This window comes from Lactococcus hircilactis (assembly GCF_009601015.1).
Taxonomy (GTDB): domain Bacteria; phylum Bacillota; class Bacilli; order Lactobacillales; family Streptococcaceae; genus Lactococcus; species Lactococcus hircilactis.
In genome coordinates, this window is record NZ_WITJ01000006.1 from 137,844 (window position 1) to 163,182 (window position 25,339).

Sequence of the window (25,339 nt, forward strand, 5' to 3'; positions counted from 1 at the left end):
TTGTTATTTTAGTGATGTTTTTACTTGACTTTTTTAGTTTACAATTGTAAACTGTAATTATGGAAAGAATAATTTCAAGAAGGAGGTGAAAAATGGAAGAAGAATTGAATATCTCCAACGCTGAAATGATTGTCATGCGCGTGATTTGGTCGCTTGGTGAAGCACGTGTGGATGAAATAACGTGTCAAATTTCAAAAGATTTGGACTGGTCACTTGCGACGGTGAAAACTTTATTGGGGCGTTTGGTGAAGAAAAAAATGCTCTCGACAGAAAAAGAAGGGCGAAAATTCATTTATCGACCGTTGATGAAAGAATGCACTGCGGTTGATTTGATGGGAAAATCTTTACTAAAAAAAGTCTGTGCAACTAAAGAAAGTCAGCTGATTTCAGGAATGATTGATCAGGCTGCATTGACCAATCAAGATGTTTCAGATTTGATTGAACAGTTAGAGAACAAAGTAACGGTTGCCGAGGTTTCTTGCACGTGTTTGCAAGAATTTGGTGTGTGTACATGCGCACACGAAAGTAAAAAGGTCTGCGTTTGTGTGGATCAAAATGAACAACTCACTGTTTAAATGTGAATCGTATGAAAAAAGGAGAATAAAATGACAAAAGAAACATTAAAAATTGAAGGCATGAGTTGTGAAAACTGTGTTCATCATGTAACAGAAGTATTGAAATCTGTTGCGGGAGTGAAATCTGCTAAAGTGTCACTGAAAAAAAATGAGGCTGTGGTGAAGTACGATGATGAGACAAGTGTTGATGCTATGCGTGCTGCTGTCGCTCAGGCAGGATATAAAGTGATCTAAACTAAGGTTCTGTCAGTGCTGACAGAAAAAAACAGCTTCAATGGGGCTCTGTCAGTGCTGACAAAAATTATTTTTCAGTGCTGATGGAGTTTTCTTGACTTAATACGTCCGATTCTCTAAACCTCTATTAGGTAGGTAATCAGAGAGCTTTATAATTCCCTTGGCTGGGCTGCTGGCTGGGGAATCTTTTATTTTATTAATTTCATCTATCTTATCGGCTACCTCTTTGCCAGCATTTTTATAAAGATAAGCATAATATTTATGAGTAGTGCTGGGGTCAGAATGTCCCATTCGTTGTGCAAGAAGTGCGTCAGAAATTTTAACAACATTAACGAGGTAAGAGGCGTGTGTCTTGCGTAATCCTTTAAGGGAAATAACTGTTACTCCTGCTTTCACACAATACTTTTTAAGTCGGTCGCGGACAGTTGCAACACGTAGTATTTTTCCCTTGTTGTCATGGAAAATCAAACCATTGTTAATTTCCATAATTTCTTGAATTTGTTTCCAGCGTTGTAGTTTTTCAAGTGTTACCTCATCAAGACTAATCGGACGCATGCCAGATTCTGATTTAGTATGGTTTTTGATGTATCTTTGCTTATACTTGGGATTAGGTATAAATTTATTTGGTCTTTCTGCTTCGACAACTTGGCTATTTACCATGATTGTTTTATTTTCAAAATCCACATCTTCCCATTTGCGAGCTACAGTTTCAGAGGCACGTTCGCCAGTCCAGCCATAAAGATGAAAGAGAGTGCCGTACATCAAGTCATCAAAGTTCTCTGATTTGAATACGTTGAGAAATTTCTCAAATTCATCAATTTCCCAACCGTCCATTAACTTTTTGCGGTAATTTTTAACATTGCCTATCGTTTGCGTGGGATTATTAGTGATATAATGCAAACGGTCTGCATAATCCATAACTTGTTGAAAATACATGTATATATCATGAATTGTACCGATAGCATATGGTTCGCCGTTGTCCTTTTTCATGTTTTTTAGATAAGTCTTGAATTTCTCACAATCGGCCGTTGAAATATTTTCAATCGGTACATTTCCAAAGCGCTCTAATGTACGTTTATCACAGTTTAATCGTGTGGTAAGCGTATTATGAGAGACGGTAGGAATCCAGCTTGGCATAAAGTAATCGGTATAAAATTGTTCAAAAGTCAACTTATACACTGCTTTACCGTGCTTTTTATTGTACTCTGCACGTACACGCTCCAATTCGTTAAAAGCTTCTTTTTCAGTTTCAAATGGTTTCCCTCTCCAGTCAGACCTGCCTTTCTTTGTTACTCTATGCCCGTCAATCGGGTCTCGTCCAAGTTCTACCGAGTAAAAGAGTTTTCTTTTGTTGTCGTAAAATACACCACGATATTTTTTACTTTTAACTGTCATGATTTTTCTCACTTTCTTGTGTGAGCGAAAATCCGACAATTCTTTCAACAGCAGACGCAGGAACTGCGCCTAACCGTTTGTTGTTGTAAAATGGATAACCACATTTTACCATATATTGTTTTGCTTGGGCAATGACAGAGCGTGCGGTATGCTCTTTATAGCCAAATTTCATTAAATCTTTATAAGTTATTGTTGTCATGGTTATTTCTCTCATTTTCTGTTAAAATAGAGAGGTCAGTAGGTTTCTTATCTGCTGACCTAGGATTGAAGCCGTTACCTTGACCGTGCAAAGTTTTAGGTAATGGCTTTTTGTTATTTAATATATAATCGGTTTTTTCCCAGTGGAACTGTGAGAGGGTACCTTCTTTATCAATATCAAGATTATAGATTGATAAACTAGGACTTACTGGTTCAAGGGGGACTTGCTCACCAACTACAAGCGAGGGCTTAAATGTTGCAAAGTATTCATCAGGTAAATCCTCATAGCTGATTGACGGTAGCTTTAAGCCACGACTGGGAAAATACTTTGGCTGATGAAAACCTATAGGCGATTCTATTAAGGCCTTAGAGATATATTTTGTGATATAGCTCGCCGTTTTCTTTTTACTGTGGATATATGAAACAGTGCTAAATCCTTTATTCCACACGGGCGCATTGTAGATTTGTCGTCCTTTTTCTTTGATTAGCCTGCCAGTTTTTGGGTTTAAAGCCCTTGTCAATGGTGGTGCAAACTCTCTTGTGAGACCGTGAAAATGTATGCGCCCACTTTTATGCAGCTCAGGAACGAAAATGAAATCAAATTTTCCAAATTTTTCACGCATATATTTCAACCATGCTTTTAAGGATTTAATAGCATATTCATAATTCTTTGCATTTACTTTTTTATCATCAAAAGTAAGTGTCCAGAATAAATTGAAATCATTTGCAAGGATATAGTATCTGATTTTTTGTTTAGCACGTTGAGCGCTTTGGTAACGCACTTTTATTTTTTTCTCTTTGCTATCAAGTTCAGAGCCTTTTACTGTATCTGATTGTTCATGAAATCGTATATTACCATGATGATACCTAACGATTTCTATATAATTGTCAAACTTTATAACTTTCGCATTGTAATAACCAAAATGTTCTTTTAAATAATTGTACCCGTCTAAATTCATAGCTTAGACCTCGTCTCTATCATTTTTATCAGCTTATGTTGCTTATCTGTCAAGTAGGAAGTGAGCAACTTTAGCTGATAATATTAGTTTAGCAAAATAAAATTACAAAATATAGAGGGTTTCAAAAAATATCAAAAAAGTTCAAAAGGCACCAGATGGGGGATAGAAAAAGTAAAAGCAGGTACATACGTACCTGCTGGGGTGTGCAGAGCTACGCTCTGCTTTATAAAATATTAAACTAATTATTGAAAAGCAGAGCTCAATATAATTTAGCTCTGTTTTTTATTAATCTTTCGGCTCTCTATTCTGCTTAACTAGAGCAATGAGCTGTAAAAAGGGTTGCATTTCCTCATCGGTCAAGCCGCCCATACTTATAGACAATTCATCTGAAATTCCCAAGAGATAATCTGCGGAAGTTCCTAAAATATCACAGATGTTGATTAACACAGCAACTGACGGATAAGATTTTCCTTGTTCATAAGCTGCGATAATTGCCGTAGAGACCCTAAGGCGGACAGCAAGTTCGCCTTGTGTCATTTGTTTTGCTTTTCTTATGGCTTTCAATTTATCGCCAAAATATTCCATACCTACCATATCTTTAATTATAGAAAACGGACAGATATAATTATTATCTCTTGTGATAATTATATTGTTATTTTTGCCTTTTTTTGATATAATGATTGGGTGTTACACCTAATTTTATTACTATATTTTGGAGAAATAACAATGAAAAAAATCGTTCTTCTGGGAGCAACAGCTATCGCCCTGTTAAGTTTAACTGCGTGTGCAAACACAGCTAAGAATACTACGTCAAAAAACAGCGCAACATCAAATCAGACAACTACACAGACTAATCAACCTTTTGCGTTCTATAAGGACGCAAAGACGAACTCACGGATTTACTATGAAATTTCTCAAGATTCTAGCGGAGGGTTTGGTAAAGATTCTGCAATTAATGCTATCATCTATGTTAATCATGGCAAATATACGTTTTATGGAACAAATAATAATTACTCAGGTAGTGTCAGTCTCCAAAAACATCTATCACTTGGAGATTTGAAGGGAAAATCAAACAGTAAAATATTAAAACTAGCCAAGCAACAAAACGAGTTATTTAATAGTTCCCTATTAAGTGCCATGAAACAAACAATTAATACAGCACAAAGTAACCCTGGTTCCGTAGGGTTGACATCGCAAGATATACAAACAACTACAACGCTGGCAAACGAATATAAATATAACGCACCCTCTCCTCAAACTTTGGAAGTTGAAGCAACTTCTGATTCATCGGGAAACAACTTGGGTCAAGAAGCTATCTTATTACCACAGGTTGGTTCTGAGGTAAAGTATCACGATTCTATGGGAAAGCCGTCAGGAAATTTTTATTTCATTGGAACAGGGGATATAAACTTTTTGCCTGATGAAATTGTCCCCTATTCACTGGGATACATGTTAGGGGCTTATGTTGTTTACGACAAAACTTATACAGTATCGAAACTCTCAGCCGGAAGTGGTGATGATATATATCTTGCAACAGAAATACCAACGAGCAGTAAAGCCTATATTAAGACTGATTCTCTCAACGAAAAAGGAATGAAACAAGTTAATGAAATAAGTTCTGAAAAACTTAGAACTTGGTAAGAAAGTAGAAAGGAAATTTAGCATGACGGAAATTTTAAGCAAAAATGAGGAAAACACTATTGTTATTAAGGAGTTGACACCTGAACAATTTGAGGCTTTAGTAGTTCTCTTTGGGAGTCCTATAACATCTGAAAATTTTGTAAATGAAACTAATAAGCAATATCGAGAAAAAGGACTGATAATACAAGGCACAAGCTATAGTTATAGCGTCTATAGCCCTAATAATTATGATAAGGATTTATACACGATTACGTTTCAAAAAGAGGCATAGAATGAATCAAAAGACAAAAATAATTACCACTGTAGCTATTGCAACCATTGCAGTGGGAGGCGGTACTTTTGGATTTGTGCAACATAGTGACTCAGTCCACGCGGCACAAGTCGAACAGGCTAAACACGAAACACCGCAAGAGCTGACTTCTCTCAGCCAAATTCCAAAACCCTAAACACTGAAAATTTCAAAAGGAAAATTCACACAATGAAAACAACAAAAAAACACGTTATTACTACACTTGCAGTCGCACTAGGTCTTGCTACAATTATTACTCTAAAAACAACAGCAGTAAGTGCAACAACCGCGACATCAAAAGAAGTTCCAATTTATCGCTTATATAATGATAAGACTGGCGAACATCTTTTTACCTCCTCACTTTATGAAGCCGAAGTGCTTTACACAAAATCATGGACGTATGAGAATATTGGCTGGATTGCTCCCTCAACGGGAAAACCTGTCTATCGTCTTTACAATCCAACACTTCATAATCATCTCTATACCACTGACACATATGAAGTCAAAGTACTTACAACTCGTCAGGGCTGGGTAACGGATAACAACGGGAAACCTCTGTTCTATTCAGGTGGGAATAATAAGGTCTATCGTCTTTATAACCCGACCAGCACACAACATCTGCTCTCAACGGATACCTACGAATATAATGTTTTGGGTCAGCATGGCTGGAATAAAGAGGGGGTTAAACTTTATGACATTGGACAGCCAACAAGTGCACAAATAAAAAATGCACAGAATGCAGTAACAGCTTATTGGAATTTAACACACAAAGATAAAAATCCTTTTGGATTCTAATAATTTTAAGCAATATTTCAAAAGAAAACGGATCGCATAAAGCGCCGTTTTTCTTTGTGTCAGATTGAGCTTTTGGCGTCAATCTGACTAAGGAAAGTTTGAAAACCTCGGTTTTCATTCGGGCTTATGCCCGACAGCCTCGCAGAGCTCGGAGTATTCACAGAATACTGCACCGAGGTGCGGTTATCTATGACAGTTGCTTTGATTTCATGATGTTTATACGGTATGATGTTAGTAAGTCAAAGATATATCGAGGTGCTTAATATGTCATTTAGCATTGATTTAGCTGGTAGGACAATGGACGACATGAGAGAGGTTATAGTTCATCATATCAGTCGCCAGAGTGAAAAAGAGGGGCTTGAAGTTGCGGAACATACAGATAGTCATATCATGCCAAAATTGACGAGCTATAATATTAGACTTGTTCATGAGCCTGATTTGATGAAACACTTGAAGCAAGAAGTAAAAGCTTATGAGAAGGCAGAGGGAACAAAATTTAAAAGCAATCGTAATGCTTTTCTAACGGGAAATATTACCTTATCTTTTGAGAGCTTAACGGCTCTTGGTTGGAAATATGCAGAGAATGAAGACGGAGAATTACAGGCTTTGCCTAGCGATAAGCAAAGTTCAGAAGCGATAAAAAACGTCAAACTTGCTTATACTGACCTCGTTCAATCTGCTCATAAACAATCTGAACGGTATGGAAAAATTAGAGAATGTGCTATACATTTTGATGAAACTAGCCCACACTTTGATTTTATAGCTTCTGGTCTTGATGTAAAAATTATGAATCGTGATATTCGCACCATTTTGCGAGGAACGACAAAGGAAGAAGAACGTTATAATCAGACTTTAAATAATGAAGCACGGAAAAAATCTAAAGAATTAGGCAAAAAAATTAAAGTTGATAAATCATTAATTCGAGGTCTGACAAAAGGCGAAGCAGGTCGAGCTATGCAAGACCACTTAGCAGATTTTTCAAACTTTGACCTAAAAACAAGGCAAAAATTTGATTTGGTGCGTGGAATTTCTAAAAAGGAAAGAGTCAAGACTAAAGCAACAAATGCAGGTTTAAAGCGCATGAATGGTAAACTAAAATCAGAAAACGCTGATATTTTGACTCAGGCTAAAGAGATTAAACAAAGTCAAGAAATGTTTGTCGTCATGGTTGAGGAAATGTTTGTCGTCATGGTTGAGGGTATTAAAGAAAGAGAAACACAGCAAAATCGCCGAGAGCAAGATTTAGAACAACATGAGATGAAGTTAATTCATATTAAAAAGCGCCTATCTGATGAACAGTCCAAACTTGAAGAATTACGTAAAAAAGTATTGGAGATGTTTAACGAGCTTTTAGAAATGGCAAAATCAAAATTTGAAATTAAAAAACGTGTGCGAGAGCTTAGCGAGACTTACAGTCCCGTTACAGATGAAAATTTAGATGATTTTGTGCTTGCCCTTTCTGATTTAAGTTCAGAATTTGATAGTAAACCTATGCAGAAAGCGAGTGAGCTAGTTCTTTAAGTCGGACATAGCATTTTACTCTTTATAAAAGATTTGAGACAATGATAGTCACGGAGGTTAAACTAATGAACGAAAAAATTAGTATAGAAGCATTTAGTGCTGCATTGGAGGAACTATCACAAGAAAGTCCAAACGGGGGTGGTTCGGCTCAAGAGATTGAACCTGCGTTCGATTTGGCGGCTGGGTTAGCTGACTTATCAACTAATCAGCAAAATCAACTGTAAAAAAATAGAGATAGGACAAATTTAGTCTATCTCTATTTTTTCAGCCAAAATTATTTTTGGCTGGAAATTTGGCAGGGGAACAAGTTATTTTAGCGGTTTTTTTTATCCATTTTACGCAATCAAATGTTGAAAAATTGCGGTTACGCTCACAAGTTGTATAAATAATAGTTTTTTTCTTGACATTTTACGTTTACAAGTGTAAACTATAAGTATAGCGCATCAAGAAAAAGGAAAAAAGGAGAAAAAGATGAGAAGTCAAAGTTTTGTGATTACTGGAATGACCTGTGCGAATTGCGTGAACACGGTCTCAAAAGCACTCAATGCGTCAGATCATGTGTCGGAAGCGACAGTGAATTTGGCGACAGAGAAGGCGAAAGTTTTAGCCGATGATCAGCTGTCAGATCAAGAAATCATTCGGTTGGTTGAAGCAGCAGGATATGGGGCGATTGTCAATGATAAAGCCCATCAAGAAAAAATTGCGCAAGAGGCAAAAAAAAGAGAAAAACGCTTGTATTTCTCTCTTGTGGGCTCGGTCATTTTGACATTGCCATTATTATTTGAAATGATTTTGCATGTTTTTCAATGGCACATTCCAGGATTGACATTTCTTTCAAATCCGATTTTTCAGCTTGTTTTGGCGACACCCGTACAGTTCATCGTGGGGGCGAGATTTTATGTGGGAGCATATCATGCTTTGAAAAATAAATCAGCCAATATGGATGTTTTGGTAGCACTTGGGACATCGGTCGCTTATTTTTCAAGTTTAATTTTGTCAGTGCTGATGGGCAAAGCCAATGCGCTAAATTTTGAATCCTCCATGGTGATCATTACGCTAGTAGTTATGGGAAAAGTACTTGAACATCGTGCAAAAGAAAAAACAACGGATGCCATCACAAGTTTGATGAGCGCACGGGCTACAACAGTCCATCGTTTATCGGGAGATGTTGCGATTGAAGCCATCAAAAAAGGTGAAAAAATTAGGATTCTTGCAGGTGAAAAAGTACCTTTGGATGTTAAAATTTTGTCAGGAACTGCATCTTTTGATGAATCACATCTGACTGGTGAGGATTTGCCGGTGGTCAAATCTGCTGGCGATGCGTTGTTTGAGGGAGGAATTAATCTTGACAGTGAAATTATTGCTCAAGTCGTCCATGATTTGAACGATTCTACGATCTCAAGAATGGTCGAGATGATGTCAGAAGCGCAAAGTGCTAAGCCAAATATTCAAAAAATGGCGGATCGAATTTCTAATATCTTTGTACCGATTGTATTGATTATTGCACTTTTGACATTTGCAATCACGTGGTGGGTTTCTGGAGTGCTTTTGACAGCGATTATGCATGCCGTAGCGACGCTTGTTATTGCTTGTCCTTGTGCGCTTGGGCTTGCAACACCAACGGCAATCATTTCAGGAACAGGGCTTGCTGCAAAATATGGTTTATTGATTAAAAATGCGAATGCGTTAGAATTAGCGCAGACGATAAAAACGATTTTCTTTGATAAAACAGGAACGATCACAACAGGAAAATTTGAACTAATCGCTTTTGATGGAAATCAAAAAGCGCTTGAAACGTTGTATTTGTTGGAATCACGCTCGAATCATCCTCTGGCAAAATCACTTACAAAAACTGTCAGTGCTGAGCGCTTTCATTTGACTGCAACTGATAAGACCTTGCTTACTCGCGTTTCTGTCAGTACTGACAGTCTCCAAAATGTGACAGAAATTGCTGGCCGAGGCGTGACAGCCACTATTGATGGACAGCAGTTTTATGCAGGAAATCAAAAACTCATGCAGGATTTGGGACTTGATGTGCCTGAATCAAAAGATACAGTCATTTATCTCGCAAACGAGAAACAATGGCTTGCCACAGCGACCTTTGGCTCAACCATCAAACCAGAAGCGATTGATACGATTCAGCAGCTAAAGAAAAGGAAAATCAAGACTGTGATGCTGACTGGCGACAATGCACATTCTGCACAAAAAATTCAGTCTTACGTTCATTTAGATGAGATAAAAGCGGGATTAGCGCCTGAAGAAAAGGCGCAAATGATTCAAAAAACTCCAAATGCGATGATGGTTGGTGATGGCATTAATGATGCGATTGCACTGGCTTCAAGCAGTGTTGGTGTTGCGATGGCGACAGGATCAGATATCGCAATGGAGGCAGGAGATGTTACTGTCATTGGTGGAAAACTCAATAAAATCACTACGTTATTAGATGTTTCTGATAAAACAATGAGAAAGATCAAACAAAATTATTTTTGGGCATTTTTCTACAATGTCATCGGAATTCCGTTGGCAGCATTCGGGTTATTAAATCCAATGTTAGCAGCGGCAGCCATGAGTTTATCTTCTGTCAGCGTCATTTTGAACTCACTTTTGTTGACCAAAACCCATTTGAAATGAGTGAAAAAAGCACGTTAGTGCTTTTTTTGTAACCGATCGTAGCCGATAAAAAGGAAGATTCCGATAAAAAATGCAGCAAGACCGAGCTTAAAGCCATCAGGGACGAAACGCATGTGAATCTGGTGAGTTCCTTTTTCCAGTTTGATTTTCATAAATCCGCCCTGCGCACGTTTGATTTTTTCGACTTTTCCATCAACAGATGCCGCCCAACCTTTGTCATAGGGCAGACTGACAAAAAGATCGCCGTTCGATTTTGCAGTGACCTCAAAATTGACCCCGTTTTTTTCTTGAGTTACACGGACAGGACTGGATTTCATTTCTGTCATTACTGACGAAAATTTTTTCGTATCAAGCGCCCAAAAGGACGTTGTATCAAAGGAAACTTGTGAGTTTTTAGGAAAACTGATGGTCACTTTGATCCGTGTTTCTTGAGTGAAATACCCCAAATCAAAGTAGTGACCGACATCATCAGTGCTGACAGAATAGCCAGAAAGTGGAGAAAGTTGCCCTGTTTTCAGCACTTTTCCAACTGTCAACATCATACTTTTTGAGTTCGTTGAGCTGTAGGTGAGATTGGGTACAGACAAGTAAAATTGACTGTTTGCAGGCGCAGTAATCCCGTAAGTCACCGCGACATCACTGGTCTGATTTGGTTTTTTAGAAAGTGTGACTTGGTTTGAAAACCCTGTAATCTTATCCTCAGTTACTTCGCTATTGGGATAGACTTGCTGATAAAAGTGGTGGATTTGGTTGGTTAATGCATTGATAAAGTTGGTCTGATTTGTGAGGGATTCATTATCTTGGCCAGACAAAAAACTAAAATCATGATAAGCTCCTGGAACAAAAATTCCGATGTTTTGAGCATTCGTATTTTCTGTCAGCGCTGAGAATTTTTTGTCAGTACTGACAGCTTTAAATCCATACTTTGCAGGCTGTGAACTGTTGATATTATAACGAATCGCAAAAATTCCATCCATTAAAAGTGTATTTTGTGGGTAACGCAAATTCAAATAGGTGCTATCCGTATGAAAACCGAGCGCTTTCATGGCTGAACTAGAATGACTATTTCTCACGGATGAAAATTGGGACACACTGTTATAGTTATATTTCATCCCATCATTTGCTGTATCAGGTACAGTATTTTCAGTCCTGACCAAAGCAGAAGCACTCAACTGTCGTACCTTTTGTGCCAGCGGATTTAAAAATTTCGTTTGATCATTATAATAGGAACGATCCGCAAAATTCCACTCTTTTTGAACACCTGCCACTTGAAAAAAACCATTTATCCCGGATTCAAATGCCATAAAAACAAATAAAATCACAAATAATAGCGTTTTTGGGATCCATTTTTTAAAATATCCTAAACCTAAAATCACGTAAGCCAAAGCAAAAAGTGCTGTTAATAAAATATTTTCAAGTTTCAAATACGCATAATTTCCAAAAATCACCGCTGCACTAAAGCCGATTCCAAGTAAAATAACAACAAGAAACACGCGCCAAAGTACCAATTGATCGATGCGCGCCAAAGCTTCACAGGCTAAAATCAGGATCAATATACTCCATAAAAATGCGTAACGATGCAAAAACATATTCGGAGAATGCATCCCTTGCCAAAACAAATCCAACACTTGAATATTAAAAGAAGCAACAAGAATCAAAATCAATCCTAAATAACTGACTTTTACTCGCCAACTTAGTCCTTTAATAAAGAAAAATAACACCGCCAAAATCAAAGGAAAAAGCCCCACATAAATCATCGGAACCGCACCATATTGCGTAGTATCATAACTTCCCACGAAATTTTTAGCGAACACATCAAACGGTTTTGCTCCAGCTGAAAAAAGCTGTGTAACCTGTGAAAAAGCATCCGAATTATTACTTTTTAAATCCAAATACATCGGCAAAAGCATCACTAAACTCGATATCCCAGCACAAAGTGAAGTTACGATAAAATCAACCCCCACTTTCCAGGACCATCGACCTAAAGCGGTACGTGCCAAAAAATAAAAAACCAAAAATAGCGCAACCATAAATCCAAAATAATAATTTTGAATAAATAAAATCGTAACACTCACAAAATAAAGCCAGCGTTTTCTTTTGTCCTGTAAACGGTGGAGTCCCCAAATCACCAAAGGAAGCAAAATGAATACATCAAGCCACATGATGATTTCGATTTGACTCGTCACAAAGCTCATCAAAGCATACGCACAAGAAAGTCCTAAAATCACCCATCCAGAGAGCTTTTGATAACAATTCTTAAAAGCAACATAAAAACTTAATCCCATACTTCCCGTCTTTAGTAAAGTCAGTAAATATAACGCATCGGGCATCTGATGGACATTAAAGAAAAACGTAAGCGGCATGAAAAAACTGCCCATATAATAAGCTGAAAAAGCATATAAGTTCAACCCCAGGCCACTCGTGAAAGTATAAAAGAACCCCTCGTGTCCACCAGAGTGCAAAATATTGCGATATAGCGCGTGCAATGCCACATACTGATGATAAGAATCTCCCGCCAAAATCGAGCGTGAACTTCCCCAATAAATTCCATTGGCAAAAAGTACGATTCCCATCAAAGCCAAAGGAATCACGACACTCAGCCCTAAAAACCACTTATTTTTCTTTATAAAATTGATCATATCCCTATTATAACTAAAAATCCTTAAAATCTCGCCCTTAATCCACAAAAAAAGAATCATCCCAGATCCCTTTTTAATTTTTCGCTCAATTCACTTGCGATTTCCTTTAATTTTTTCAACTGATTGACCTGCGAAATCTTATACCCAATATAATAAGGCGACGTAATAAAGCGCGGAACAACCTTACAAATGTACTGATTGTCAAGATGATGGAAAAATAAATTATAAGAATCACACCGTCCATTTAAATAATCATTCAAAAGATACTGCGTAATCACTTGCACATCATCAGCCAACGTTTCAACTTGGTCCAACTGATGAATGATCACATTAAATTCCACAAATCCCATGATGGGGTGCGTAGAAATCGTAATCGTCACCCCATTTTTCTTGATTTCTACCCCTTCAAAATGCTCTTTTGAAATGTGTTGGTAGCCATCAACCTCTTTTAATCCCACAATTTGCATGTGAGGATGACGCAAAGTCCCACCAGAGCGCGGCCCAAAGTTTTTAAACATCAAAACGGACCGATAGTGCTTTGACGCAATCAATTCATCCCAGCAATCAAAAGCAAACTGAAAAACCGACCGATTTTCCTCTTTTGAATAAACAGAAACATCCCCAAGATGTTTGTCTGACTCAATGATGACCGTCATGAGAGCATCTTCAAGCGTAGCATATTTATTTTTTAGCCAAATTTTATGTCCTGAGGTCCGCAAAAGATCCGTTAATTGCTCCACCTCACAAAACGGACAAGTTTGATGCGTTTCTTGTCCCTTTTCATACTTGACACTATTGACATCAGAGTTAAATACTAATGGATTTTCTATTTCATGAATCATGTTCCTATTATAGCACACCTTGTCAGACGACACAAAATTCCAAGTCACTTACGCCACTAAATTTTAAACAAACCCATAAATACAGAAATCAAAATAAAGCATCAAAAAATCTTTATGCTTAAAAAATATATTTTTTCGAAGTAGTGATATCTCGATTTTACCAAAGATTTCAATCTTCGTATGATGAATCCTTTTTACTTTTAGTGATTTAACATTGACTTCTTTATCTACCAAAGCCGTTTCTACAAAGAAGAAATTTTAGTGTACAGCCATTATAAAAGAATATTCCCCACTTCAAAGGAACAATCAAAATCCATCCCTTTTTTTATTTGTCAAAATCTGCTATACTGAGTAAGTTACCTATTATTTTTCAGCCTTCAACTGAAATAATAAAATCTAAAAGAAAGAGATGGTAAAAAATGGTAGATAACTCTAAAACTCGTGTCGTCGTCGGTATGTCTGGCGGCGTTGATAGCTCAGTGACAGCACTTTTGCTCAAAGAGCAAGGCTATGATGTCATTGGTGTATTCATGAAAAATTGGGATGATACTGATGAATTTGGTGTCTGTACTGCAACAGAAGATTACAAAGATGTTGCCGCAGTAGCTGATCAGATTGGCATTCCCTACTATTCCGTGAATTTTGAAAAAGAATATTGGGATCGTGTATTCGAATATTTTCTGGCAGAATATCGTGCGGGACGCACACCAAATCCTGATGTGATGTGTAATAAAGAAATCAAATTCAAAGCATTTCTTGATTATGCGATGGCGCTTGGCGCTGATTATGTCGCAACAGGACATTATGCAAAAGTCAGTCGAGATGAGAATGGTACTGTGCACATGCTGCGCGGCGATGATTCTAACAAAGATCAGACGTATTTTTTAAGTCAACTCTCACAAGAACAACTTCAAAAAGTCATGTTTCCTATTGGAAACATCGAAAAACCAGAAGTTAGAAAAATTGCTGAAAAAGCAGGACTTGCAACAGCTAAAAAGAAAGATTCCACAGGCATTTGTTTCATTGGAGAAAAGAATTTTAAAACTTTTTTAAGCACTTATCTGCCAGCAAAAGCAGGACGCATGATGACGCTTGACGGAAAAGATATGGGAGCTCACGCTGGTTTGATGTATTATACAATCGGTCAGCGTGGTGGTTTAGGTATCGGAGGTCAGCATGGTCAAGAGGATTCTCAACCTTGGTTTGTGGTCGGAAAAGATTTGGCGACCAATACGCTTTATGTTGGACAAGGGTTTCATCACGAACACCTCTATTCCACGAGTTTATCTGCAAGTCAAGTTAGTTTCACAAAAACAATGCCTGAAGTTTTTGATTTGAAATGCACTGCAAAATTTCGCTATCGGCAAGAAGATACAGGTGTTACTCTCCATGTCAATGGAGATCAAGTTACCGTTGATTTTGATGCACCAGTCCGTGCAATCACACCAGGTCAGGCTGTCGTTTTTTATGATCAACAAGAGTGCCTTGGTGGTGCACTGATTGATTTTGCCTACAAAGATGGAAAAGTCATGCAGTATCAATAAACAAAAAATAGCACTGCGCTATTTTTTTTTATATCTTTTCTTATTTTAATCTCATTTTGTTATAATGTAATTATAATAATAGGAACAGGTAAAAAAAGATGGATTTAAAAAGAAAGCGCATCATATTTGTGAATTTTGTCGCGATCTTATGTTTTTTGTGCATAGGAATTATTTCAACACATCGATGGACAAATCAAGCAAAAATTCCAAATCAAAGGATCAAAAATCACGTTCAATTTTATAAAATGGATGAGATTTATGAAATGAAAATTAATCAGATTCTCACAGGGGACTTTTCAACTTTGCAAGGAAAATGGAAGAGTAACCCCTCTCTTGAAGGAATTCAATTTGTCATCAAAGAAAATTGTGTCTGGTACGGGAATCAACGCTATTTTCTCAGTGTAAAAGGTCAAGAAAACAGTGGTGCGGTAGCATTAGAACGACCTGAAATAGAAAATGCAGCGCCTTTTATCTTCTATCCTAAAGGCACGCCAATTCCTGTGTTACTAGAAAATGGTCAAATTGATCGCACAGGGATTTTTGATCCGACAGATCAAGGCAAGGATCGCATCATAATGGCTCAGACGATTTTAAATAAGGAATTGATTAAAAGCGTGACCGCTTATCATGAGTGAACCATTAAAAATTACTCAAAAAAGTTAAGAAAAATGTTGAATTTTAAAAATAATAGAACAGATTTCAAAAGTTTTTGAAAAAAGTTTTGAAAAAGACTTTTCATTTATAACAAAGTATGATATAATACGGTTTATGGCTGTGTGCCAGCCAAATTGTTGGAGGAATTTTTTTTACAAATGAACGAATTTGAAACATTATTAAACAGCGTTGAAGACGTTAAAGTACGTGACGTCGTTAAGGGTGAAATCCTTTCTATTGAAAACAACCAAGCACAAGTGGCTATTGTTGGTACAGGTGTAGAAGGTGTCCTTACACTCCGCGAAATCACAAGCGACCGCGATGCTGATATCAATACATTTGTTAAACCAGGTGACGTCCTTGACTTGCTTGTTATTAAGCAAATCGTTGGTAAAGACGCAGAAGGCGCAAACGTATATCTTCTCTCATTGAAACGTCTTGAAGCTCGCAAAGCTTGGACTGACCTTGAAGGAAAAGAAGGCGAAATCGTCACAGTTAAAGTCACAAAGGATGTCAAAGGTGGACTTTCCGTTGACTTCAATGGTGTTCGTGGATTTATCCCAGCATCAATGATTGACACTTACTTTGTGAAAGATACTAAGAAGTTTGTCGGCGAAGAAATCGAAGCTAAAATCATCGAAGTGAACGCTTCTGAAAATCGGTTCATCTTGAGCCGTCGTGCTGTTGTTGAAGCAGAAGCTGCAGAAGCTAAAAAAGAAGCATTTGCTCAACTTCAAGAAGGCGATATCGTTGAAGGAACTGTCTCTCGTGTGACTAACTTTGGTGCTTTCGTTGACCTTGGTGGAATTGATGGATTAGTTCACGTCTCTGAATTAAGCCACAACCGTGTAAAACGTCCTTCAGATGTTGTTAAACCAGGCGATGAAGTACAAGTTAAAATCTTGAAACTTGATGAAGAAGCTGGTCGTCTTTCACTTTCTCTTAAAGCAACTCAAAAAGGGCCTTGGGAAGAAGTTGAAGAAAAAGCACCTGCTGGATCAACTGTTGAGGGAACTGTAAAACGTTTGACTGACTTTGGTGCATTTGTTGAACTTTATCCAGGTGTTGAAGGTCTTGTTCACGTTTCTCAAATCTCTTGGGAACGCGTTGAAAATCCAAAAGACGTGCTTAAAGTGGGTCAAGTTGTAAACGTTAAAGTACTCGATGTTAAACCAGAAGAACAACGAATCAGCTTGTCAATCAAAGCGCTTGAAGAAGCACCAGCTCGTCCTGCTCGTAACAACGACAATGACGGTGAAAAACGTGATCGCAAACCACGTGCACCACGCAAAGCCGCTAAACCTTCATACGAATTACCAGAAACTCAAGAAGGCTTCGGTCTTGCAGACTTTTTGGGCGAAGATTTCGACATGAGCGAATTCTTGAAATAAGAAATAAATCGAGATGCCTTTGGCATCTTTTTTTTATGTGATATTGTGTTTTTGTTTCGATCAGGATCTCCTCATTAAAAAGTGTGAAAATGGATAAAATGCGTCGAACACGTTCATTTTTTCGGTGTTTTTTTATTTTTCAACTTTTCAATGCCTGCGAGCTCTTGGGCTGTGTTATAATAAGCAATATGAACTCAACCATTAAAGCAAAATTAGAATTATTGCCTGAACATCCAGGCGTTTATTTACATAAAGATAAAAATGGAACGGTGATTTATGTTGGAAAAGCTAAGAATCTGAAAAATCGGGTCAGATCTTATTTTCACGGGTCGCATAATACGAAAACAGAACTTTTGGTATCTGAAATCGAGGATTTAGAGTGGATTGTTGTGGGCTCAAATGTTGAGTCCTTGGTGCTTGAGATTAATTTGATTCAACGTTATAAACCAAAATACAACATTTTGCTAAAGGATGATAAATATTATCCCTTCATCAAAGTGACAAATGAGAAGTATCCCAGATTAGTGGTGGTGCGTCAAGTGAAAAAAGATGGTGCTTCTTATTTCGGACCTTATCCTGATGTGAAAGCCGCAAATGAAGTAAAACGGTTGATGGATCGGATTTTTCCTTTTAGGAAATGTGGATTAAATGAGAAAAAAGTGTGCTTTTATTATCATATCCATCAATGCTTGTGCCCTGTCGTTAATCATACAGACCCAGAAGTTTTCAAAATAATGACTGAAGACGTACGTCAATTTTTGACTGGAAATGATCAAAGAGTGATTGAAACACTCAAAAGTAAAATGGAGAAGGCATCAAATCAGCTGGACTTTGAACAAGCCGCCCAATATCGTGATACTATCCAAGCCATCAGTACGTTAAGAACTAAACAGCGGGTGATGAATCAAGATTTGAAAGATCGCGATGTTTTTGGTTATTACACAATCAATGGCTGGATGTGTGTGCAGGTCTTTTTTGTGCGCCAAGGGAAAGTCATTCAACGCGATGTGAATATGTTTCCAGTGTATAGTGATGCTGAGGATGATTTTTTGTCGTATGTGGGACAATTTTATCAAAATCAAAATCACATCCTACCTCAAGAAGTATTGATTCCGCAAGGCATCGAAAAAGAAGATGTTGAGGCTGTTGTTCAAGCGGCTTCAGCAACTTCGTCAGTACTGACAGAAAATCTTGTCAGCGCTGACAGGCTTGTTTTTGGAGATAAAAATCAGTCAGAGTCCGCTCAAGTCTGGCGTCAGCAGATATTTAGTCCTAAGATGGTAAAATTTTCAGATCAAGATGTCGAACAATCGATTGTCAAACTGGATCGGGAATTGAATGCAGAAAAGATCAAAAAAACGCAAGCACGTTTGAAAGTGATTCAACCAAAACAAGGGGAGAAAAAACAGCTGGTAAATATGGCGATGAAAAATGCCCAAGAGCAGTTGATTTTGAAATTTCGCGTGGCAGAGCGAGAGTTGGAACGCTCAACGCATGCTGTTGAAAATTTAGGAAAAATTCTTGGGATTCCAAAACCTGTGAGAATCGAGAGTTTTGATAATTCTAATATCATGGGAACATCACCAGTTTCTGCGATGGTTGTGTTTATTGATGGAAAACCTAGCAAAAAAGATTATCGGAAATATAAGATTAAAACTGTCGTTGGAGCAGATGATTACGCTTCAATGCGAGAGGTTATGACAAGACGTTACTCACGAGCCATCAAAGAAAAAACAGTACTTCCAGATTTGATTGCGATGGATGGTGGTGCAGGTCAGGTCAATAGTGCAAAGCAAGTGTTAAAAGAATTGGGTTTGAAGATTCCTGTCGCTGGGATGCAAAAAAATGATAAGCACCAAACGAGTGAATTACTCTTTGGAGATCCGCTTGAAGTTGTTGATTTGGGACGTCAATCACAGGAATTTTTCTTACTGACCAGAATTCAGGATGAAGTGCATCGTTTTGCAATTACCTTTCACAGACAATTACGTGGAAAAAATATATTTTCGAGTAAATTAGACGGAATTCTTGGTCTTGGACCAAAACGAAAGCAAAAATTACTAACGACTTTTAAAAATTTGAAAGCGTTAGAAGCTGCAAGTATCGAAGAAATTGAAGCGATTGGATTACCTTTTGATGTCGCAAAACGCGTCAAAGAAAAGCTGTCAGAATCTTTTCAAGTCAATGAAAATTGGGAATCGCTCAAAGATCAAGTACCAGTAAAACGAGAAATAAAAGCGCTAAAAAAATAAAAAATTGACAAATGCAATAATGTTTGATATAATCAATAAAATACCAATTGTCTGATTTATCAAGGAGAATGAAATGAAAAGAAAAGGATACTTAGGTTCAATTTTTAGATTTCTTGGCTTGTATTTACTCATTATGCTGATTACGATCATTCCTTTTAGTCAGTTCAAACAGACCGATTTTGAGGTTGAACTTTGGGTCTTGACATCAGCACTCGTGACCATTGTCGTATCACTTGTATTACAAATCAACAGTATTGCACGTTCAAAACAAAAGTTGTTACAAGAAAAAAGTGACATTTACGCGAGTGAAAAAAGTCGTGATTCTTTAGTGTTGAAGACGAATGAAGTGATTGAAAAATTTAAAACAGTGGAGCGATCACAGCATACCGACTCGACTCAACAGCAAATTAAAACGACCGAAAATGTGATGCAATCTATGGATCAAGGTGCTTTATCGAAAAATAAAACACCAAAGAAAAAGGAAAGCGATGCACTTGAAAATATCGAGAAGATTACGGATTCAGAAAGTTTGAAGAATTTTGTCGAACAACACACGAATCTGAAAACAAATGTCTGGGTTTCAGAGTTGATTGAGCGTATTGTGCGTAAGGAAAATGAGATTCTTCATCAAATTTTAATTTTTAATGAGAGTGTCGCCAGTTATAATACACAAATTAATAGTTTTCCTGGATTTCTTTTTAAACGAAGATTTGGATGGAAAGAAGAAAATTATCATCTGATGGAAAAAAACGCGACAGAAGAGGATAAATTTTTAAGTGATTTAGATCATATCGAATTTTAAAAGATTAGAAATTAACTTTTCAAGTTAATTTTTTTGTTATGTTATAATGAAAATAATGAAAATTAATGAAGAAAATATTAATCAATTTCAAATGAATTTGTTAGCGTGGTATGATTTCAACAAAAAGCCATTACCGTGGAGAAAAACAAAAGATCCTTATCGCATCTGGATTTCTGAAATCATGAGTCAACAAACACAAGTGGAAACAGTCATTCCATATTATGAGCGATTTATGAGAAAATTTCCGACCATTCAAACCCTCGCGCAAGCAGAGGATGCAGTGGTTTTGAAGGCTTGGGAAGGTTTGGGCTATTATTCTCGTGCACGCCATTTAAAAATTGCCGCTCAGCAAGTCATGACAGACTTTGGCGGAGCATTTCCAGAGACCCTGACAGACATTCGATCACTCAAAGGAATCGGTCCTTACACGGCTGCTGCGATTGGTTCAATCTCCTTTGATCTTCCTGAACCCGCAATTGATGGGAATTTGATGCGCGTGACGAGTCGATTGTTTGAGCTGGACACAGATATTTCTAAATCTAATGCGCGAAAATCTTTCGATGAAGTTTTGAGGCCTCTTGTCAGTACTGACAGACCTGGTGATTTCAATCAAGCGCTGATGGATATTGGTTCGACAGTGTGTACTCCAAAAGTGGTTCATTGTGAGCAGTGTCCGCTAAGCGAATGCTGTGATTCTTATAAACATCATACTGCATTAAATTTCCCCATTAAAACGAAAAAGACGAAGGTTAAAAATTATTATTTTGCTGCCTTTGCGATACAAAATTCTGCCGGGGAATGGTATTTGGAAAAGCGAGAAACCACTGGTTTACTTGCGCACATGTGGCTTTTCCCAATGCTTGAGCTGACTTCTACTGAATTCGATGCTGTCAGCACTGACAGCATTCCAAAACCTCCTCCATTGCCTGAAACAATCTCAAAAACAACTTTTGTCAGTACTTACAAACATCTTTTTTCTCATCAAAAATGGCAGATTGCGCTTTTTCGATGTAGCATAGAGGAAAATTACGAACCTAATCCTGATGCATTAGATGAAAATAAGAAATGGATGAAAGATTTGACCAATATTCCACTTGCCGGTCCGCAAGTCAAAATGTTTGAGATTTTAAAAAAAAGAGTGAAAAAAAGCGGTTAAAAGAACGATTTTTTGGTATAATAGAGTGCGCGCAAATAAAAAGTGTCAAGAAAGCGGGTTTTGGAATCTACTAAAGGGAACCAAAACGAATGCTTCCTTCCGCTTTTTAAGCGATTTATGTTTACATCTTGATATAAAAAGAGATAATATCACATTCAAGGAGATAATTATGGCAACTATTGATTTTAATGCTGAAGTTGAGAAACGCAAAGACGCGTTGATGGAAGATTTATTCACACTTTTACGCATTAATTCAGCGGAAGACAAAGCTCACGCAGATGCAGAAAATCCATTTGGACCTGGTCCAAGAAAAGCATTGGACGCCTTTCTTGCGATTGCACAACGTGATGGCTATGATACAAAAAATTATGATAATTATGCAGGACATTTTGTCTATGAAAATGGCGCAGCAAATGATGCTGAAACACTTGCAATTATTGGACATTTAGACGTTGTTCCTGCAGGTTCTGGATGGGATTCTGACCCATTTAATCCAGAAATCCGCAATGGTAATCTTTACGCACGTGGCGCTTCAGATGACAAAGGTCCCACGATGGCATGCTATTACGGCTTGAAAATTTTAAAAGAGTTAGACGTCAAATTATCAAAGAAAATTCGTTTCATCGTTGGTACAAATGAAGAAACAGGCTGGGCAGATATGGACTATTATTTCGAGCATTGTGAGCTTGCACTCCCAGAATTCGGTTTTTCTCCAGATGCGGAATTTCCAATCATCAACGGTGAAAAAGGAAATATCACAGAATACCTCCATTTTTCAGGAAAAAATGATGGTGAAGTCCTTCTCCAAAGCTTCACTGCTGGACTCGCAGAAAATATGGTTCCAGAATCCGCAACAGCGGTCATTGTTGGTGCGAAAGGACTTACAGAGCAATTGGATTCTTTCATCGAAGAATACCAAGACAAAGGATTGCGCTATGACTTAGTAGAAGATGGTGCCACAGCAACAATTACACTTTACGGAAAAGCCGCTCATGGAGCAATGCCCGAAAAAGGGGTTAATGGCGCCACTTATCTCGCACATTTTCTTGATCGATACAACTTTAATGGCGGAGCAGCAGCCTTTTTACGCGTTGCGTCCGAGCGTTTACTTGAAGATCATGAAGGAAAAAAACTTGGTGTTGCCTATGTTGATGACCTGATGGGAAATACTTCCATGAATGCAGGTGTTTGGTCATTTGACGCATCCAATGGTGGAACAATTGCTCTTAATTTCCGCTTCCCACAAGGCAATAGTCCAGAGCGGATGCAAACGATTTTACAGGCCATTGAAGGTGTTGAGCAGGTCACTTTGTCCGCACATGTGCATACACCGCACTATGTTCCAATGGAAGATCCACTCGTCTCAACTCTGATTCATGTTTATGAAAAACATACAGGACTTAAAGGATACGAAACCATCATTGGTGGTGGGACATTTGGACGGCTACTTAAACGTGGCGTGGCTTACGGTGCAATGTTTGAAGGAGAACCAGATTCTATGCATCAAGCCAATGAAATGAAACCTGTCGAAAATCTCTTTAAAGCTGCAGTTATTTATGCAGAAGCGATTTATGAATTAGCAAAATAAAGCAGAATCCAAGCAATGTGACTTGGATTTTTCTTTTTGTTGACATTTGTTTACGTATAAGCCAATTATTTGTAAATAAGATTTCCTAATATTAAAATAAGAGTGTTGATGACACATCAGCAGTGATTTTTCGAGTAAATGAGAGCAAAAAATGGCTTTCTTTCCCGTAAATAAATCAAAAAAGGAGTAATTATGTCACAAGAAGTAATTGAAGCATTATCTTCCGTTTTGGAAAAAAAATATATTATTACGGATCCATCTAAAAGTTTACGCTATCGCAAAGGTTATCGCTCAGGTCGTGGCGACGCACTCGCAGTCGTCAAACCAGGGACATTGACCGAATTGTGGCACGTTTTAGAAATTGCCCATGAACACGGCGTGATCATCATCATGCAAGCTTCAAATACAAGTTTAACAGAAGGTTCTGTCCCTGATGGGGGCTATGATCGTGAGGTTTTGGTTGTTTCCGGAGCACGAATCAAAGGACTTCAGCTGATTAATCAGGGCACACAAGTACTCGCATTTCCTGGAACGACCCTCTACAAACTTGAAAATGCCCTTAAACCACTCAACCGTGAACCTCATTCAGTGATTGGATCATCTTGCCTTGGTGCATCTGTCATTGGTGGCATTTGCAATAATTCAGGAGGTGCTTTAGTGCATCGCGGCCCAGCATACACAGAACTCTCTCTTTTTGCTCAGATTGATGAAAATAACACCCTTCAACTTGTGAATCATTTGGGAATGGACTTAGGAAATACACCAGAAGAAATCTTAAAAAACTTAGAAGAAGGAAATTATGATCCTGAACGTGTTCCAGAATCTAAAAAATATGGACATAATCATTCCTATCAATCTCGTGTACGAGATATTGATGCTGATACACCCGCTCGCTACAACGCTGATCCCAATCAACTCTACGAAGCTTCTGGCTCAGCAGGAAAAGTTGCCGTTTTTGCCGTCCGACTCGATACATTTGAGAAAGAAAAAGACGAAAAAACATTCTATATTGGCACAAATGAGCCACAAGTCCTAGAAGATATCCGTCGAGAAGTCCTTTCAAACTTTAAACATCTCCCCATCGCAGGAGAATACATGCATCGTGAAATTTATGATGTTGCAAAAAAATATGGAAAAGACTCATTTATGGTCATTAAATTATTAGGAACAGATTTTCTCCCTTACATGTTTGGAATGAAAGCTGATACAGAGCGCATCTTAGATAAAACAAAATTATTTAAACCCTATTTGCCTGACCGTGTTTTACAAAAAATGCGCGTGCTCTTTCCAAATCATCTTCCAAAAAGAATGGAAGATTTTCATGAAAAATATGATCATCATCTCTTATTAAAAGTCTCTGGAGACGGGTTTGATGAAGCAAATCAATACCTTACGCAATACTTCAAGCAAGCACAAGGAGATTTCTTTATCTGTACACAAAAAGAATCAGAAGATGCTTTCTTACATCGCTTTGTTGCTGCAGGAGCGGCCATTAGATATCAAGAAGTTCACCAAGATACCATTGATGACATTCTTCCACTAGACATTGCATTACGCCGCAATGATCAAAATTGGTTTGAAACATTACCAGAAGAAATTTCCAACCAATTTGTTCATAAATTATATTACGGACATTTTCTTTGTCATGTGCTACATCAAGATTATATTGTTAAAAAAGGAGTCGATGCGCACGCACTGAAAGAGAAAATGCTAAAGATATTAGATGAACGTGGAGCGATTTATCCAGCAGAACACAATGTCGGACACCTGTATAAAGCAGCGCCAACACTCGTTAAGCACTATCAAGACGATGACCCAACAAACAGCTTCAACCCAGGAATTGGACAAACCAGTAAACGTAAAGATTGGGCATAAAAATCGAAAAGACCACTAGGTCTTACATTAAAAACGTTCAAGGAAATCTTGAACGTTTTTATTTTCTCTAAAAAACAAAATAAACGATTTCAGTTAATTTAATAAAAATAACTCAAATATCCTCCTAAAAATAAATTAAAAATAAGCTAAAACCGCTAAAAATAAGCGCTTAACTCAAGCTTGACTTAACTCAAAATAAATTTAAAATAAAAGAGAAGTAGTTTGTCTTACTATCGGAGGGGATTCCCCTCACGTCACTAAAGGGGGTAAAACATGAGACAAGACAAGACAAGACATTCCCAAGCAGGTAGGTGTTTCTTTTTGTGGCGTTGTCCGCGTTTAGAGATGGAGGACAATG

The 25,339-nt window shown here is 37.7% G+C and carries 23 protein-coding genes; 17 read left to right on the forward strand and 6 right to left on the reverse strand.

Going from position 1 to position 25,339, the window contains the following annotated elements; all coding sequences use genetic code 11:
* Nucleotides 1–92: 92 nt before the first annotated feature.
* On the forward strand, nucleotides 93–575 hold the full coding sequence (locus tag GHI93_RS05605; RefSeq protein ID WP_153496088.1) for a CopY/TcrY family copper transport repressor: 483 nt from the start codon (nucleotides 93–95) through the stop codon (nucleotides 573–575).
* Between the two features lie 30 nt (nucleotides 576–605).
* Entirely contained in the window at nucleotides 606–809 is a 204-nt protein-coding gene (locus GHI93_RS05610; RefSeq protein ID WP_153496089.1) for a heavy-metal-associated domain-containing protein, read from the forward strand.
* A gap of 99 nt (nucleotides 810–908) precedes the next feature.
* Here GHI93_RS05610 and GHI93_RS05615 read toward each other — a convergent pair whose 3' ends face one another.
* From GHI93_RS05615 to GHI93_RS05630, 4 genes are all read right to left on the reverse strand, one after another.
* Nucleotides 909–2,204 (reverse strand): tyrosine-type recombinase/integrase, encoded by a 1,296-nt coding sequence (locus GHI93_RS05615; protein WP_153496090.1) that lies wholly within the window; start codon nucleotides 2,202–2,204, stop codon nucleotides 909–911.
* Nucleotides 2,194–2,403 carry a DUF3173 domain-containing protein gene (locus GHI93_RS05620; protein ID WP_153496091.1) on the reverse strand — a complete coding sequence of 70 codons (210 nt, stop codon included), beginning with the start codon at nucleotides 2,401–2,403 and terminating at the stop codon, nucleotides 2,194–2,196. The genes GHI93_RS05615 and GHI93_RS05620 overlap by 11 nt, the downstream gene beginning before the upstream one ends.
* Nucleotides 2,384–3,361, reverse strand: a complete 978-nt coding sequence (locus GHI93_RS05625; RefSeq protein ID WP_211368882.1) for a rolling circle replication-associated protein — start codon at nucleotides 3,359–3,361, stop codon at nucleotides 2,384–2,386. Before GHI93_RS05625 ends, GHI93_RS05620 begins: the two co-directional genes overlap by 20 nt.
* Before the next feature lie 285 nt (nucleotides 3,362–3,646).
* Nucleotides 3,647–3,946, reverse strand: a complete 300-nt coding sequence (locus GHI93_RS05630) for a helix-turn-helix domain-containing protein (protein ID WP_153496092.1) — start codon at nucleotides 3,944–3,946, stop codon at nucleotides 3,647–3,649.
* Nucleotides 3,947–4,087: 141 nt separating this feature from the next.
* Between GHI93_RS05630 and GHI93_RS05635 the strand changes: the two genes are divergently transcribed.
* The 7 genes from GHI93_RS05635 to GHI93_RS05665 all read left to right on the forward strand — a co-directional run bounded on the left by GHI93_RS05635 (nucleotide 4,088) and on the right by GHI93_RS05665 (nucleotide 10,238).
* Entirely contained in the window at nucleotides 4,088–5,002 is a 915-nt protein-coding gene (locus GHI93_RS05635) for a hypothetical protein (RefSeq protein ID WP_153496093.1), read from the forward strand.
* A 22-nt stretch (nucleotides 5,003–5,024) separates the two neighbouring features.
* Entirely contained in the window at nucleotides 5,025–5,273 is a 249-nt protein-coding gene (locus GHI93_RS05640) for a hypothetical protein (RefSeq protein ID WP_153496094.1), read from the forward strand.
* Between the two features lies 1 nt (nucleotide 5,274).
* The gene (locus GHI93_RS05645) at nucleotides 5,275–5,448 is read left to right on the forward strand and encodes a hypothetical protein (protein WP_153496095.1); all 174 of its coding nucleotides are present in this window, start codon (nucleotides 5,275–5,277) and stop codon (nucleotides 5,446–5,448) included.
* Between the two features lie 32 nt (nucleotides 5,449–5,480).
* Complete coding sequence (locus GHI93_RS05650) at nucleotides 5,481–6,086, forward strand: hypothetical protein (RefSeq protein ID WP_153496096.1); 606 nt, start codon at nucleotides 5,481–5,483, stop codon at nucleotides 6,084–6,086.
* 264 nt (nucleotides 6,087–6,350) lie between these two features.
* Nucleotides 6,351–7,607 (forward strand): hypothetical protein, encoded by a 1,257-nt coding sequence (locus GHI93_RS05655; protein ID WP_153496097.1) that lies wholly within the window; start codon nucleotides 6,351–6,353, stop codon nucleotides 7,605–7,607.
* Between the two features lie 41 nt (nucleotides 7,608–7,648).
* Complete coding sequence (locus GHI93_RS05660) at nucleotides 7,649–7,831, forward strand: hypothetical protein (RefSeq protein WP_153496098.1); 183 nt, start codon at nucleotides 7,649–7,651, stop codon at nucleotides 7,829–7,831.
* A 247-nt stretch (nucleotides 7,832–8,078) separates the two neighbouring features.
* On the forward strand, nucleotides 8,079–10,238 hold the full coding sequence (locus GHI93_RS05665; protein WP_153496099.1) for a heavy metal translocating P-type ATPase: 2,160 nt from the start codon (nucleotides 8,079–8,081) through the stop codon (nucleotides 10,236–10,238).
* A 14-nt stretch (nucleotides 10,239–10,252) separates the two neighbouring features.
* Here the strand turns inward: GHI93_RS05665 and GHI93_RS05670 are convergent, their stop codons facing one another.
* Together GHI93_RS05670 and GHI93_RS05675 are read right to left on the reverse strand one after the other, a co-directional pair.
* A complete protein-coding gene (locus tag GHI93_RS05670) occupies nucleotides 10,253–12,877 on the reverse strand; it encodes a YfhO family protein (protein ID WP_153496100.1) in 2,625 nt (874 codons plus the stop codon).
* A 56-nt stretch (nucleotides 12,878–12,933) separates the two neighbouring features.
* Nucleotides 12,934–13,719 (reverse strand): DUF4931 domain-containing protein, encoded by a 786-nt coding sequence (locus GHI93_RS05675; RefSeq protein WP_153496101.1) that lies wholly within the window; start codon nucleotides 13,717–13,719, stop codon nucleotides 12,934–12,936.
* A gap of 419 nt (nucleotides 13,720–14,138) precedes the next feature.
* Between GHI93_RS05675 and mnmA the strand changes: the two genes are divergently transcribed.
* The 8 genes from mnmA (at nucleotide 14,139) to dld (ending at nucleotide 24,981) form a co-directional block, all read left to right on the forward strand.
* On the forward strand, nucleotides 14,139–15,263 hold the full coding sequence (gene mnmA / locus GHI93_RS05680; RefSeq protein WP_153496102.1) for a tRNA 2-thiouridine(34) synthase MnmA: 1,125 nt from the start codon (nucleotides 14,139–14,141) through the stop codon (nucleotides 15,261–15,263).
* Nucleotides 15,264–15,526: 263 nt separating this feature from the next.
* Nucleotides 15,527–15,898, forward strand: coding sequence for a hypothetical protein (locus GHI93_RS05685; RefSeq protein ID WP_153496103.1), 372 nt, complete (start codon nucleotides 15,527–15,529; stop codon nucleotides 15,896–15,898).
* A 177-nt stretch (nucleotides 15,899–16,075) separates the two neighbouring features.
* Nucleotides 16,076–17,308 (forward strand): 30S ribosomal protein S1, encoded by a 1,233-nt coding sequence (gene rpsA, locus GHI93_RS05690; protein ID WP_153496104.1) that lies wholly within the window; start codon nucleotides 16,076–16,078, stop codon nucleotides 17,306–17,308.
* Between the two features lie 188 nt (nucleotides 17,309–17,496).
* Nucleotides 17,497–19,560, forward strand: coding sequence for an excinuclease ABC subunit UvrC (gene uvrC / locus GHI93_RS05695; protein WP_153496105.1), 2,064 nt, complete (start codon nucleotides 17,497–17,499; stop codon nucleotides 19,558–19,560).
* A gap of 73 nt (nucleotides 19,561–19,633) precedes the next feature.
* Nucleotides 19,634–20,362, forward strand: a complete 729-nt coding sequence (locus GHI93_RS05700) for a LemA family protein (protein WP_153496106.1) — start codon at nucleotides 19,634–19,636, stop codon at nucleotides 20,360–20,362.
* 55 nt (nucleotides 20,363–20,417) lie between these two features.
* A complete protein-coding gene (gene mutY / locus GHI93_RS05705) occupies nucleotides 20,418–21,518 on the forward strand; it encodes an A/G-specific adenine glycosylase (protein ID WP_153496107.1) in 1,101 nt (366 codons plus the stop codon).
* A 169-nt stretch (nucleotides 21,519–21,687) separates the two neighbouring features.
* Complete coding sequence (gene pepV / locus GHI93_RS05710; RefSeq protein WP_153496108.1) at nucleotides 21,688–23,106, forward strand: dipeptidase PepV; 1,419 nt, start codon at nucleotides 21,688–21,690, stop codon at nucleotides 23,104–23,106.
* 192 nt (nucleotides 23,107–23,298) lie between these two features.
* Nucleotides 23,299–24,981 carry a D-lactate dehydrogenase gene (gene dld / locus GHI93_RS05715; protein ID WP_153496109.1) on the forward strand — a complete coding sequence of 561 codons (1,683 nt, stop codon included), beginning with the start codon at nucleotides 23,299–23,301 and terminating at the stop codon, nucleotides 24,979–24,981.
* Nucleotides 24,982–25,339: the final 358 nt, after the last annotated feature.